At 72.4% G+C, this 12457-nt stretch carries 15 protein-coding genes; 12 read left to right on the top strand and 3 right to left on the bottom strand.

The annotated features are described in order from the left end of the window. The first annotated feature begins 8 nt into the window (after positions 1-8). The 9 genes from AB4Z14_RS17330 to AB4Z14_RS17290 all read left to right on the top strand — a co-directional run bounded on the left by AB4Z14_RS17330 (position 9) and on the right by AB4Z14_RS17290 (position 6673). A complete protein-coding gene (locus tag AB4Z14_RS17330) occupies positions 9-506 on the top strand; it encodes an FABP family protein (RefSeq protein WP_030199640.1) in 498 nt (165 codons plus the stop codon). A 28-nt stretch (positions 507-534) separates the two neighbouring features. Next, the gene (gene ygfZ, locus AB4Z14_RS17325) at positions 535-1578 is read left to right on the top strand and encodes a CAF17-like 4Fe-4S cluster assembly/insertion protein YgfZ (RefSeq protein ID WP_442276392.1); all 1044 of its coding nucleotides are present in this window, start codon (positions 535-537) and stop codon (positions 1576-1578) included. 35 nt (positions 1579-1613) lie between these two features. Next, positions 1614-2468: a 3-keto-5-aminohexanoate cleavage protein gene (locus AB4Z14_RS17320; protein ID WP_442276289.1), complete on the top strand. Its 855-nt coding sequence runs from the start codon at positions 1614-1616 to the stop codon at positions 2466-2468. Positions 2469-2660: 192 nt separating this feature from the next. Beyond that, on the top strand, positions 2661-3149 hold the full coding sequence (locus tag AB4Z14_RS17315) for a helix-turn-helix domain-containing protein (RefSeq protein WP_442276288.1): 489 nt from the start codon (positions 2661-2663) through the stop codon (positions 3147-3149). A gap of 1 nt (position 3150) precedes the next feature. Continuing rightward, positions 3151-4176: a hypothetical protein gene (locus tag AB4Z14_RS17310; RefSeq protein WP_442276287.1), complete on the top strand. Its 1026-nt coding sequence runs from the start codon at positions 3151-3153 to the stop codon at positions 4174-4176. A gap of 107 nt (positions 4177-4283) precedes the next feature. Then, positions 4284-5276, top strand: coding sequence for an asparaginase (locus AB4Z14_RS17305; protein ID WP_442276286.1), 993 nt, complete (start codon positions 4284-4286; stop codon positions 5274-5276). Positions 5277-5306: 30 nt separating this feature from the next. Then, positions 5307-5732, top strand: a complete 426-nt coding sequence (dtd, locus tag AB4Z14_RS17300) for a D-aminoacyl-tRNA deacylase (protein ID WP_442276285.1) — start codon at positions 5307-5309, stop codon at positions 5730-5732. 86 nt (positions 5733-5818) lie between these two features. After that, entirely contained in the window at positions 5819-6133 is a 315-nt protein-coding gene (locus tag AB4Z14_RS17295) for a DUF2516 family protein (protein WP_442276284.1), read from the top strand. A 75-nt stretch (positions 6134-6208) separates the two neighbouring features. Then, on the top strand, positions 6209-6673 hold the full coding sequence (locus AB4Z14_RS17290; protein WP_082619379.1) for a phosphomannose isomerase type II C-terminal cupin domain: 465 nt from the start codon (positions 6209-6211) through the stop codon (positions 6671-6673). A gap of 109 nt (positions 6674-6782) precedes the next feature. On the opposite strand, the gene AB4Z14_RS17285 is transcribed toward AB4Z14_RS17290, so the two are convergent. Then, positions 6783-7718: an MEDS domain-containing protein gene (locus AB4Z14_RS17285; protein ID WP_442276283.1), complete on the bottom strand. Its 936-nt coding sequence runs from the start codon at positions 7716-7718 to the stop codon at positions 6783-6785. Between the two features lie 149 nt (positions 7719-7867). Beyond that, positions 7868-8668 carry a class I SAM-dependent methyltransferase gene (locus tag AB4Z14_RS17280; protein WP_442276282.1) on the bottom strand — a complete coding sequence of 267 codons (801 nt, stop codon included), beginning with the start codon at positions 8666-8668 and terminating at the stop codon, positions 7868-7870. 96 nt (positions 8669-8764) lie between these two features. On the opposite strand from AB4Z14_RS17280, the gene mshA reads away from it, so the two are divergent. From mshA to AB4Z14_RS17265, 3 genes are read left to right on the top strand one after another with little or no spacing between them, the layout of a single operon-like run. Continuing rightward, positions 8765-10114 carry a D-inositol-3-phosphate glycosyltransferase gene (gene mshA, locus AB4Z14_RS17275; RefSeq protein WP_442276281.1) on the top strand — a complete coding sequence of 450 codons (1350 nt, stop codon included), beginning with the start codon at positions 8765-8767 and terminating at the stop codon, positions 10112-10114. After that, positions 10111-10653 carry a YbjN domain-containing protein gene (locus AB4Z14_RS17270; RefSeq protein ID WP_442276280.1) on the top strand — a complete coding sequence of 181 codons (543 nt, stop codon included), beginning with the start codon at positions 10111-10113 and terminating at the stop codon, positions 10651-10653. The genes mshA and AB4Z14_RS17270 overlap by 4 nt, the downstream gene beginning before the upstream one ends. A gap of 23 nt (positions 10654-10676) precedes the next feature. Beyond that, entirely contained in the window at positions 10677-11420 is a 744-nt protein-coding gene (locus AB4Z14_RS17265) for a phosphoglyceromutase (RefSeq protein ID WP_442276279.1), read from the top strand. Between the two features lie 49 nt (positions 11421-11469). On the opposite strand, the gene AB4Z14_RS17260 is transcribed toward AB4Z14_RS17265, so the two are convergent. Beyond that, the coding region (locus AB4Z14_RS17260; protein WP_442276278.1) for a type IV toxin-antitoxin system AbiEi family antitoxin domain-containing protein at positions 11470-12457 on the bottom strand (988 nt) is incomplete at its 5' end.

Genomic DNA, 12457 nt, shown 5'->3' with positions numbered 1-12457 from the left:
TCGGGCGCATGTTCAACCTCGACCAGGACATCCCGGAGCCGCTGCGACCCCTCGCCTGGCTCATCGGACGCTGGGAGGGCGCGGGCGTCGTCGGCTACCCGACGATCGAGTCCGCGCACTTCGGCCAGGAGGTCGAGGTGACGCACGACGGGCGTGGCTTCCTCAAGTGGGAGAGCCGGGCCTGGATCCTCGACTCCGAGAACGGAGCCAAGGTGCGCCCGGCGGCGGTCGAGTCCGGCTTCTGGCGTCCGCTCGAGAACGGTGAGGTCGAGCTGCTCCTCGCGCACCCCACCGGCATCCTCGAGCTGTACTACGGCAAGATCGAGCCGGCCAAGATCCAGCTCAAGACCGACGGCGTCCTGCGCGCCCCGGGAGCCAAGGAGTACAACGCCGCGACCCGCATGTACGGCCTCGTCGAGTCCAACCTCCTCTGGGTCATGGACATGGCCGCCGTGGGTCAGGAGCTCCAGAGCCACGTGTCAGCCACCCTCAAGCGCGTGGAATGAGGTGCACGCCGTGAGCGTTCCACCGGGCATGAGCGACCTGGAGCTGCCGACCCGCCCGACGACGAGGAGCCCGCTCCTGTCGCGCCCGGGTGCCGTGGCCGGCGAGGGTCTCGAGGCGGGGGTCGCCCTGCACCACGGTGACCCCATGCGCGAGCAGCGCCTCCTCGAGGAGGGCCTCGCGGTCGTCGATCTCTCGCACCGCGACGTCGTCACCGTCACCGGGCCCGACCGGCTCAGCTGGCTCCACTCGCTGACGACCCAGCACCTCCTCGGCCTCGAGCCGCGCCAGTCGCGCGAGGCCCTCATCCTCAGCCCCAAGGGCCACGTCGAGCACTCGCTGCACCTCGTCGACGACGGCACGACGACGTGGATCACGACCGAGCCCGGCGCCGGTCCGGCCCTCGTCGAGTGGCTCGACAAGATGCGCTTCATGCTGCGCGTCGAGGTCGCTCTCGTCACCGACGACTGGGCCGTGCTCGGTGAGCCGCATTCCAGCGAGTCCGTCGGCGGCGAGCCCCTCGCCTGGCGAGACCCGTGGCCCGACCTCGTCGGCGACACGACGGCATACGGCCCGGTCGACGGGCACCCCGGCACCGACCGCGCGTGGCGCGAGGTTCTCGTCCCGCGCGCCGATCTCGTTGCGGCCGTGGGAGATCGGCCGCTGGCCGGACTGTGGGCAGCCGAGGCGCTCCGCATCGCCGCCTGGCGTCCCCGGCTCGGCCTCGAGACCGACCACCGCACGATCGTCCACGAGCTCGACTGGCTGCGCACCGCGGTGCACCTGCAGAAGGGGTGCTACCGCGGCCAGGAGACCGTGGCCCGCGTGCACAACCTCGGGCGACCGCCGCGCCGCATCGTCTTCCTCCACCTCGACGGCTCGGGCCACGTCCTGCCGGCCCAGGGGAGCGAGGTCCGGGCTGGCGACCGCGTCGTCGGACGTGTCACCTCCGTCGGGCGCCACCACGTCGACGGGCCCATCGCCCTCGCCGTCATCAAGCGCAACACCGACCCCACCCTCGAGCTGCTCGTCGACGACCTGTCGGCCGCGCAGACGACGATCGTCGCCCCCTGACCGACGGCGCTCCGGGCGCTGGCAGGATGTGCGGCATGAGCACCGCACGCGCCGCCGCGAGCACCCTGATCACCGTCGCGCCCACGGGCGCCGAGACTGCCAAGTCGGACGTCGCCGCGCTGCCGACGACACCGGAGGAGCTCGTCGAGACCGCCGTCGCGTGCGAGCGTGCGGGCGCGGCCCTCATCCACATCCACGTGCGCGACCGCGAGCACCAGCCGACGCTCGAGCCGGCCTTCCTCAAGGAGGCCGTCGACGGCGTCCGTGAGGCCACCGACCTCATCGTCCAGCTCTCGACCGGCGGCTCCATCACCGACCCGCTCGAGAAGCGCCTCACCGTCCTCGACGCCGACCCCGACTCGTGCTCGCTCACGTGCGGCACGACGAACTTCGGCGACGGCGTCTTCCTCAACCCGTGGGGCTTCATGGTCGACCTCTACCGCCAGGCCCAGGAGCGCGAGGTCGTGCCGGAGTTCGAGCTCTTCGAGCTCGGCCACGTGCACGCGCTGCGCCGGCTCATCGACGAGTGCGGCCTGCCCTTCGGCGGCAAGGTCCACGTCGACTTCGTCACGGGCGTGCCGGGCTCGATGCCGGGCACGCCGCAGGCGCTGCTCGCGGGCGTCGCGATGCTCCCGCCCGAGGTGACGAGCTGGTCGGCCACCGGCATCGGGCGCGCGCACCTGCCGATCGTCGCGGCCGCGTTGTCGGCCGGCGGTCACCTCCGCGTCGGCATGGAGGACAACCTCATCTATGCCAAGGGTCGCCCGGTCGCGCACAACAGCGAGCTCGTGGCCCGGGCGGCCGAGATCGCCACGGTCATGCAGCGCCCCCCTATGTCGACCACCGAGGCCCGCGAGGCCCTGTCGATCAAGGACCGCCGCACCCGCTGACGCCGCGACGCGCGGGCTGCCTCGTTTCGCGCGCTCCTGATCCGAGCGCGCGACATGTCCCTTCAGCGCGCACTCCTTCCCGCGCCCGGTGCTCTGGTCTCGCGATTCTGGTCGGAGCGCGCGAAACGGTGTGGGACGTCTCACGCTGCCCAGAGTTTGCAATCTGCTTGCTGTAGTTAGCACAATGGAGACATGAGCAAGCTTCCGCTACCCGACCTCGGGGCCTACTTGCGCGAACAGCGCGAGAGTGCCCAGCTGTCGCTGCGGCAGCTTGCCGAGATGGCCGGCGTCTCCAACCCCTACCTGTCGCAGATCGAGCGCGGGCTCAAACGCCCGAGCGCCGAGATCCTGCAGCAGATCGCCAAGGGGCTGCAGGTCTCGGCCGAGTCGCTCTACGTCCGGGCCGGCATCCTCGACGAGCGGGTCGCCGACGACCCTGCCGCCGTGCCCGACGTCCTCTCCGCCATCGCGGTCGACCCGGTCCTGACCGACCGGCAGCGCGCGGTGCTCGTCGACATCTACCTGTCGTTCGTCGGCGATGACGAGACGACGCCCGAGACCACGCCTCCTACGCGACGCCCACCCAGCCCACCACCTACGCCGGCTGCAGCACCTCGCCGGCGCCCGTCGCGCAGCACGACCGCTGCCGCGACCCCCGAGCTCAACGAGAAGGAGAACTGAGATGGCACTCAGCAAGAAGATCACCAAGGCCGTCAAGGACGCCCAGAAGCAGGCCGAGGCCGCTGTCGCCGACGTGCGCGGCCAGCTCGTCCAGGTCGAGGGCCGGATGCCCGAGGTCCAGGTCGACCCGACGCCGTTCTACGCCGTCGTCGGCGCCGCGAACATCGCGATCGACACCGTCCGCACGGCGGGCGAGCAGCTCGAGGTCGCACGCAAGCAGGCCAAGTCCGTCGACCTGCGCAAGGGTGCCAAGAAGGAGGCCGACCAGATGCAGAAGGACCTCCAGAAGCGCATCATCGACCTCCAGGGCCGCACGACCGCGCTCCAGAAGCTCGCAACGACGTATGCCGAACGCTTCGTCACGGGGGCCCAGGACCTCCCGGCGCGCGTCCTCAACGAGGGCCTCGTCATCGCGAGCAACGCCAAGGACCAGTACGACGCCGCCGCGGCTCGTGGCGAGAAGGTCGTCACCGACCTGCGCGCCCAGGGTGAGCGCACGGCCTTCGGCCTCGCCGAGCGCGGCACCGCCACGGTGACCCGGGGTCGCCGCGTCGCCGAGACCGCCGTGAGCGAGGGTGAGAAGGTCGCCAAGACCCTCAAGGGCGCCGTCGTCAAGGACGCCTCGAAGCTGGGCTCGCAGGTCTCGGCCTCGGTCGACGCCGTCGAGTCGGCCGCCGCGCCGGTCCCGGCCAAGCGCACCGCCGCGCACCAGACGGCGATCCGCAAGTCGGCTGCCCAGAAGTCCGCCGCGACGCGCAAGGCCAACGACGTCGAGGCCACGACGACCCGCAAGGTCGCTGCCCGCAGCGCGGCCACGACCGACGACCCGCAGGCCACGGTGGCCCGCAAGGTCGCCCCGGCCAAGAATGCGGCCAGGAAGACGGCCACCAAGACGGCCACCAAGACGGCTGCGGCGACCAAGAGCGCGACGAAGACCGCCGCCAAGAAGGCCACGCCGGCCAAGAAGACGGCCCAGAAGGCGTCGACCGCCACGAGCACGACGTCGACCACGGCTCCGAGCGCCTGACCGGCCGCGCCCCCAGCTGGGTCCCCCCGGCGCCACAGGCACGACAGGGCCGCCACCCCGCACCCGGGGTGGCGGCCCTGCTGCGTCGCTCCGGCATACTGCGGGGCGTGTCCCATCTCCTGGCCCCGTCCTCCACCCATGTCAGCGCGGCGCTCGCCGACGCCCCGGTCGTCGCGCACGTCGTGCGGGCCGGTTTCGTCGAGTCGGTGCACCACGGCACGGCCGTCGTCACGGCTCCCGACGGCACGGTCGAGCTCGAGGTCGGCGACGCGAGCGGTGCGGTCTTCCCGCGCAGCTCGAGCAAGCCCCTGCAGGCGCTCGCGATGGTCCGCAACGGGCTCGCGAACGACGGCCGCCTCCTGTCGCTCGCGTGCGCCAGCCACTCCGGCGAGGACTTCCACGTCGAGGCGGCCCGCGAGATCCTCGCCGGCGCAGGCCTCACCGAGGCCGACCTGCAGAACACCCCCGACTACCCCTACGACGAGGCCGCCCGCATCGGCTGGATCTCGAGCGGCCGCCCGCGACAGTCGATCGCGCAGAACTGCTCGGGCAAGCACGTCTCGATGCTCGCGACGTGCGTCGTCAACGGGTGGGACCTCGCGACCTACCGCGATCCCGAGCACCCGCTCCAGGTGGCCGTCACCGAGACGGTGCGTGAGCTGACCGGCGCCGAGCCGAGCGCCGTCGCCGTCGACGGGTGCGGCGCGCCGATCCATGCCGTCCCGCTCCGCGCCCTCGCGCTGTCGTTCGGCCGGCTCGCCGCGGCCACCGAGGGGCCGGAGGCCCGGATCGCAACGGCCATCCGGGACTTCCCGGAGTACCTCGGCGGCACGCACCGCGACGTCACCGCCCTGATCCGCGGCGTCGACGGCCTCATCGCCAAGGACGGCGCCGAGGCCGTCTACGCCGTGGGCCTGCCCGACGGCCGCGGCATCGCCGTCAAGGTCGCCGACGGCTCGTCGCGCGCCCGCAGCGTGCTGCTCGCCGCGGTGATGCGGCGCATCGGCGTCGGCAGCGACGACGTCCTCGCCGTGCTCGAGCACCAGCCGGTGCTCGGCCACGGCCAGCCCGTCGGGTCCGTCGTCGCCGTCGGCGTCTGAGCCGGATCGAGACGGGCCCGTGAGGTCGAGATGAGGGCGGTGCTCCAGCGCGTCACGAGCGCGCGGGTCGAGGTCGACGGCGAGGTCGTCGGCGCCATCGACCGCCCCGGCCTGCTGGCCCTCGTCGGTGTCACCCACGACGACGGGCCCGAGCAGGTAGAGCGGATGGCCCGCAAGATCGCCGAGCTGCGCATCCTGCGCGACGAGGCGAGCCTCACCGACGCCGGGGCGCCCGTCCTCGTCGTCAGCCAGTTCACGCTGCACGCAGACACCCGCAAGGGTCGCCGTCCCTCGTGGAGCGCGGCCGCACCGGGGACCGTGGCCGAGCCGCTCGTGGCCGACCTCGTGGCGGCGCTCCGGGGGAGGGGCATCGAGGTCGAGACGGGTCGGTTCGGCGCGATGATGCAGGTGTCGCTCGTCAACGACGGCCCGTTCACCCTCGTCGTCGACGCCTGACCGGCGCACCGCAGCACCCGACCTCGCGGGAGTCTGGGAATCGGCTGGGAGGGGTCGCGCGACGGTCGCCGGGTTACGCTTCCACCATGCAGCTGTACTCGGGGTTCCAGAACGTCGTCCTCCTCGTGCTGGGAGTCGTCGCGCTCGGGTGCGAGGTCTTCGCGTTCGTCGACGCCCTGCGCCACCCCGAGAAGGCCTACGTCGCCGCCGGCAAGCGCACGCGGACCTTCTGGCTCGTGCTGCTCGGGGCCGCGCTCGCGATCGGCTTCGTCACGCTCTTCAACCCGCTCAGCATCTTCGGTCTGCTCGCCTTCGTGGGTGCCGCCGTCTACCTCGCCGACGTGCGCCCCGCGCTGCGGCAGGTCAGGGGCATCGGGGGGCGCTCGAACACCGGGTGGTGACCCTCACGCGCCCGCTCGGGACACCGGGCCCTCCGCGTACGGCACACTGGTGCACTCACAACCGATAGGAGAACCATGTCCGACCAGCAGCCTGCTGCTGCCGTCGTCGACCACGAGCTCGACGCCCACCAGCACCAGAACGTCTCGTCGCCGCGTCACACCGCGGACGAGTACGACCTGGGCAACCGCAACCCGACCGAGGACATCTTCGTCGCCGAGCGGCCGTGGGGCGAGTTCCAGCAGTTCGTCTCCAACGAGCAGGTCACCGTCAAGATCATCACGGTGCAGCCCGGTCACCGGCTCTCCCTCCAGCGCCACGACCACCGCGGTGAGATGTGGCAGGTCCTCGACGTGCCGATCGACGTCACCGTGGGTGACCGGACGTGGAGCGCCAAGCCGGGCGAGACGGTCTGGGTCCCGCGCAACTCGATCCACCGCATGGGCAACTCCGGCGAGCACCCGGGCCGCCTCCTCGAGGTCGGCTTCGGCCACTTCGACGAGTCGGACATCGAGCGCCTCGAGGACGACTACGTCCGCTGAGGATGCACGCAGCACGACACACGGACGAACGTATGCCGCCGGGCCCGGCCCGGCGGCATGCCGCTGTCCGCGGACGGTCGGCAGCGACGGACGCCGCTGTCCGGCGGGCTCAGCCGGCGCGTGACCGGCTCGGGTCGAGCAGCAGCTCGGCCCACACGACCTTGCCGCCGGGCACGGGGCTGTAGCCCCACCGCTCGGACAGCGCCGCCACGATGTCGACGCCGCGTCCGCTGACGTCGTCGACGTCGGCGGCGCGTCGCTGGAGCGGGGTGAGGGCCGCGTCCTCGACACCGATCCGCAGGCCGCCCCGACGCCGGTCGACGATCGCTCGGAACGGGGAGGCCGCGTGCGTGAGGGCGTTGGTCGCGAGCTCCGAGACGATGAGCGCGGCGTCGGCCGTGAGGCTCTCGTGGCCCCAGGCCCGCAGCACGTCGACGACGAAGTGACGGGCCGCCGGCACCGACTCGGCCGTCGGCAGGTAGACGCGCGAGCACGCGTGGCCGGCCGCGAGCTGGGCGCCATCGGTCGAGGACGCGCCGCCGACGGGCATGAGGTCGGTGTGCAGGTCGCAGACCCGGCGCACGTCGACGAGCTCCGCGTGCTGGAAGACCCCGGTGGGGTAGGCGCACAGGAGCGAGAAGTCGTACTCGCGGAGCAGCTGGTTCCACAGCAGCTCGAGGTCGATGGCCACCTCGACCTGTCCGCGCTGCCAGAGCAGTGCGACCATCTCGCCGAAGGCGCGGATCGGCCGCCCCGCGACCGAGGCCTCGGTGACGACCTCGCCGACACGTCGCATGAAGTGGTCCGCGTCCAGGTGGCCGTCGACGACCAGCTCGGCCAGGGTCTCCTCGGCGTCGAGCGTGAGGTAGCGGCCGGCGGTCTCCCGCGCGGCGGGGTCGTGGCCCATCCCCACCAGGAGCGCCTCGACGGCGACGCGGTGCGGAGCGGTGGCGACGACGACGACGCAATCGTCCCGGTCCCACCCGTCCGCGACGAATCGCGCGACGGCGCCGAAACCCTCACTGTCGAGCGTGTAGAAACTCACTGCATGACCTCGCCCCCACGCGGTCATGCCGCCGTGCGACATGGTGCCGAGCGTACGCCGACGGCACGGCCGTCGGTGGCTGCGTTTCCTGTGAGTCCCCGGCGGGGCGCGGCGCCACGGCCAAACGGGCGCAAACCTCCCGAACCGCCTCAGCGGCCGAGCGGCGCCACCGCTGTCCAGTCCACAGTCAGCTCGCCGAGCCGCCAGCGCGAGGGGCCGTCGAGCAGCGGCCAGCGCTCGCGGACCTCCGTCGCGGCGGCGAGGAAGCGCTGACGTGCGCCCCACGACGACTGGGGCGCGCTACGGGCCCACGCCCGATCGAGGTCGGCGAGGAAGGCGTGGACGGGCTCGCCCCGCACGTTGCGGTGGATGAGCGACTTGGGCAGGCGCTCGGCGACGTCGGACGGGCGCCCGAGGCCGCCCATGCGCAGCGAGATCGTCAGGCTGACGGGACCGGCCTTGTCGACCGCGACCCAGGACGCGCGGCGGCCGATCTCGTCGCACGTGCCGTCGACGAGAAGGCCGTCCGGCGCGAGGCGTTCCTGGACGAGGGCCCAGGCGGCCGGCACCTCGTCCTCGGCGTACTGTCGCAGCACGTTGAAGGCGCGCACCACCGTGGGACGCTCGCCGTCGTCGAGCGGCACCTCGAAGCCGCCGAGCCGGAAGGTCAGGCCGTCCCGCTCGAGCGGCTTGCCGGCGGCCACCCGGGCCGGCTCGATCTCGATGCCGACGACCCTGACGTCGGCGCGCACCTGCCGCAGCCGGTCGTGCAGCTCGACCGCCGTGATGGGCGAGGCGCCGTAGCCGAGGTCGACGACGACCGGCGGTGTCGGGCTGCGCCGGAGGCGCCACGCCTGCGGTCCCGCGATCCACCGGTCGCACCGCCTCAGCCGGTTCGGGTTCGTCGTGCCACGGGTCACGGTGCCGACGGGGCGCTGGCGTGGGGGCACCTCCGCAGCCTAGCCAGCGCCGGTCGGAGGTGCTCCGGGGTCACCGGCGACCGTGGAATACATCGAATCGCGCGTGTGGTTGAGTCGAGGAAGAGCATGACGACGAACGACGCGCAGGACGAAGGGATGCCGATGGCGGCCGATCCGAGACGGGTGGCGATGATCAGCGTCCACACCTCGCCCCTCGAGCAGCCCGGTACGGGTGACGCCGGGGGCCTCAACGTCTACGTCGCCGAGACCGCGAAGGAGCTCGCCGCGCGCGGGATCGAGGTCGACATCTTCACCCGCCGCACCACCGGCGCGACGCCGATCGAGTCCGACCTCGTGCCGGGCGTGCGCGTGCGCCACGTGACCGCGGGCCCCTACGAGGGCCTCGCCAAGGAGGACCTGCCGGGCCAGCTCTGCGCCTTCTCCGCCGGCATCATGCAGGCCGGGCTCTCGGTCCCCGAGGACCACTACGACCTCGTCCACTCGCACTACTGGCTCTCGGGTCAAGTCGGCTGGCTCGCGGCCGACCGCTGGCGCGTCGCGCTCGTCCACACGATGCACACGATGGCGCGCGTCAAGAACCTCCACCTCGCCGAGGGCGACCCGCCGGAGCCCCGCGGGCGCGAGATCGGTGAGGTCCAGGTCGTCGAGGCGGCCGACCGCCTCATCGCCAACACCGAGGACGAGGCCCGCGAGCTCATCGAGCTGTATGCCGCCCCGCCGGCCAAGGTGTCCGTCGTCCCCCCGGGCGTCGACCTGACGACCTTCACCCCCGGGGACCGCGGCGACGCCCGGCGCGCCCTGGGGCTGCCCGTCGAGGGTCAGCTGCTCCTGTTCGTGGGCCGCATCCAGCCGCTCAAGGCACCCGACGTGCTGCTCCGGGTCGCCGGCGAGCTGCTCCGCCGCGACCCCTCCCGCCGCGAGCGTCTCACGGTCGCCGTCCTCGGCGGCCCCAGCGGCAGCGGCCTCACCCGGCCCCACGAGCTCGAGGAGCTGGCCCGCTCGCTCGGCATCGACGACGTCGTCCGCTTCGTGTCACCGGTCGACCGCCAGGTGCTCGCGCAGTGGTATCGCGCCGCCGACCTCGTCCTCGTGCCGAGCCACTCCGAGTCCTTCGGTCTCGTCGCCATCGAGGCGCAGGCCTGTGGCACCCCCGTCGTCGCGGCGCACGTCGGCGGCCTCCCGACCGCCGTCGGAGACGCCGGCGTCCTCGTCGACGGTCACGCGACCCCCGACTGGACCGATGCCGTGGAGTCCCTGCTGCGCGACGACGACCGCCGTCTCGCGCTGGGCTCTGCGGCGGTCGCGCACGCGGCGCAGTTCGGCTGGGGAGCGACCACCGACCGGCTCCTCGAGGTCTACCGGCAGGCGATCCGTGAACGGGCCGACGGCGGCAACGAGTCGCCCATCGACGAGGGCCAGAGCCTCGTCGGCGTCCCGACGGCGGTGATCCCGTGAGCGCCGAGCCGCAGGAGACCACCCCGGCAGACGACTCACCGGGCACGGCCGCCGAGGCCCGCCTCACGGCATACCTCGACTCGGTCGGGCTCGAGTGGGAGCTCGGCGGGCGCCCGGGGGAGTACGTCGTCACCCTGCCCGGCGAGAAGAAGCTCAAGACCGTCGTGTCGGTGCTCGTGCGCGACCGGACGACGAGCGTCAGCGCCTTCGTCATCCGCAACCCGGACGAGAACCACGAGGCGTTCTACCGCACCCTCCTGCGCAAGAACCTCCGGTTGCAGGGCGTCGCCTACGCCGTCGACACCGACGGCGATGTCTACCTGCGCGGCGAGGTGCCGACGGTCGCGGTGGAGCCCGAGCACCTCGACCAGCTCTTCGGGATCGTCCTGTCGGCGAGCGACGACGTCTTCAACGAGCTCCTCGCGCTCGGCTTCCTCGGCTCGATGCGCAAGGAGTGGGCCTGGCGGGTCTCGCGCGGCGAGTCGACGCGCAACCTCGACGCCTTCCGTCACCTGCTGGACGACGGCTCGGACGCGTGATCGGCCGTCGCTAGGCTGGCGCCATGACCTACACGCTCGTCCTCGTCCGCCACGGCGAAAGCGACTGGAACGCCAAGAACCTCTTCACCGGGTGGGTCGACGTCGACCTCACCGACAAGGGCCGTGCCGAGGGCGTGCGCGCCGGCGAGCAGCTCAAGGCGGCCGGCATCCTGCCCGACATCGTGCACACCTCGCTCCTGCGCCGGGCCATCACGACCGCGAACCTCTCGCTCGACGCCGCGGACCGCCACTGGATCCCCGTCAAGCGCGACTGGCGCCTCAACGAGCGCCACTACGGCGCGCTCCAGGGCAAGGACAAGAAGCAGACCCTCGAGCAGTACGGCGAGGAGCAGTTCATGCTGTGGCGCCGCTCCTACGACGTGCCGCCGCCGCCCATCGAGCAGGACGACGAGTTCTCGCAGCACGGTGACGCGCGCTACGCCGGCCTCGGCGCCGCGATGCCCGCGACCGAGTGCCTCAAGGACGTCGTGACCCGTCTGATGCCCTACTGGGAGAATGAGATCCAGACCGACCTCGCCGACGGCCTGACCGTCATGGTCGCCGCCCACGGCAACTCGCTGCGTGCCCTCGTCAAGACGCTCGACGGCATCTCCGACGACGACATCGCCGGCCTCAACATCCCGACCGGCATGCCGCTCGTCTACGAGCTCGACGAGTCGTTCCGCCCCGTCACGCAGGGTGGGCGCTACCTCGACCCCGAGGCCGCTCGCGCCGCCGCGGAGGCCGTCGCCAACCAGGGCCGCTGACCCGCCCAAGCCTCTGCCTGCCTGGAGGGTTGGCGCTGCTCCGGCAACTTCAACCCTCCATGCGCCGTCGGACCGCGCAGTCCCGACGGCGGCACGGACGCGCTCGTCCGGGCCATCCGCGGCTGCGGAAGATCGCCTCGAGCTCGAGTGCCGTCTCGCACGGCGTCACCGCGACGTCGGTCCAATAGACCCGCGCTGTCAGCCAGTCGTCGGCGGCGTTGCGTCGGTCCCGGCGGCCGTCACGCTGCTGGTTCGCCCAGCCGGCGTGACCGAGTCTGCCGTCGACCTCGACCTTGACGCGAAACGGCTCATAGTCGTTGTCGCACCGTGTGTCTCCGCGACCGGCGGCCTGTCGGTGCGCTGACGGGAGCCCGTGCGCCTGCTCCACGTCGCGGGTGTAGCGACGTTCGGCGGGGCTCTCGGCCCCGTCCTCGACATCGCCCAAGACCTCGAGCAAGAGGGTCCTGTGCGCCTGGCCGGGCCGTTGCTCCAGCGTGTTTCGGAGGTTGCGCAGGGTCGTGCGGCGCGTCTGGACGGCCTTGGCGATGAGGCCGACGGCGCGGTCCACCGGCCGGCCCGCGGCCAGGTCAAACACCGTGTGGTCGAGGCTGATGCGGTGGGGCCACGCACGCTCGTCGGTACGTTGGTAGGCGTACTGGCTCCGGGTCACGACGATCCCTTCGGTTGCCTCCGGCCTTCGGTCGACCGGGACGGCGACGTGGATGTCCGGTCCCGGGTGCGGGATGAGTCCCCAGAGGAAACCGGCGCTCGGTCCGCACAGGGCTGCGGGGATGCCGATCCTCAGCAGGGCGGCCAGGGCCCGCGACTCCCAGTCGTCACGGCCCGGCGTCGTGGAGTAGACGCCGCGCTGCACGGCGACCCAGCGTCCGGACTCGACACGCCATCTGACCGCTGCCTCGGTCAGGCCCGCCCCGAGGGCCTGGCTGCGTGTGACGAGGCCCAGCTGGGCCGCAGCGTGTGCGGCAATGGTGCGCTGCATGACGCACATGCTCGCCGCCGGCGGGGCCCGCTGGCCG

Source organism: Terrabacter sp. 2TAF16 (assembly GCF_052115065.1).
GTDB lineage: Bacteria > Actinomycetota > Actinomycetes > Actinomycetales > Dermatophilaceae > Terrabacter.
Note: the sequence above shows the minus strand (reverse complement) of the source record. Positions and strands in the feature narration are given on the sequence as shown.

Bases quoted from the DNA above. Each gene is read 5' to 3' on its own strand.
- AB4Z14_RS17330 (WP_030199640.1), top strand. From the start codon at position 9: ATGTTCAACCTCGACCAGGACATCCCGGAGCCGCTGCGACCCCTCGCC.
- ygfZ (WP_442276392.1), top strand. From the start codon at position 535: ATGAGCGACCTGGAGCTGCCGACCCGCCCGACGACGAGGAGCCCGCTC.
- AB4Z14_RS17320 (WP_442276289.1), top strand. From the start codon at position 1,614: ATGAGCACCGCACGCGCCGCCGCGAGCACCCTGATCACCGTCGCGCCC.
- AB4Z14_RS17315 (WP_442276288.1), top strand. From the start codon at position 2,661: ATGAGCAAGCTTCCGCTACCCGACCTCGGGGCCTACTTGCGCGAACAG.
- AB4Z14_RS17310 (WP_442276287.1), top strand. From the start codon at position 3,151: ATGGCACTCAGCAAGAAGATCACCAAGGCCGTCAAGGACGCCCAGAAG.
- dtd (WP_442276285.1), top strand. From the start codon at position 5,307: ATGAGGGCGGTGCTCCAGCGCGTCACGAGCGCGCGGGTCGAGGTCGAC.
- AB4Z14_RS17295 (WP_442276284.1), top strand. From the start codon at position 5,819: ATGCAGCTGTACTCGGGGTTCCAGAACGTCGTCCTCCTCGTGCTGGGA.
- AB4Z14_RS17290 (WP_082619379.1), top strand. From the start codon at position 6,209: ATGTCCGACCAGCAGCCTGCTGCTGCCGTCGTCGACCACGAGCTCGAC.
- mshA (WP_442276281.1), top strand. From the start codon at position 8,765: ATGACGACGAACGACGCGCAGGACGAAGGGATGCCGATGGCGGCCGAT.
- AB4Z14_RS17265 (WP_442276279.1), top strand. From the start codon at position 10,677: ATGACCTACACGCTCGTCCTCGTCCGCCACGGCGAAAGCGACTGGAAC.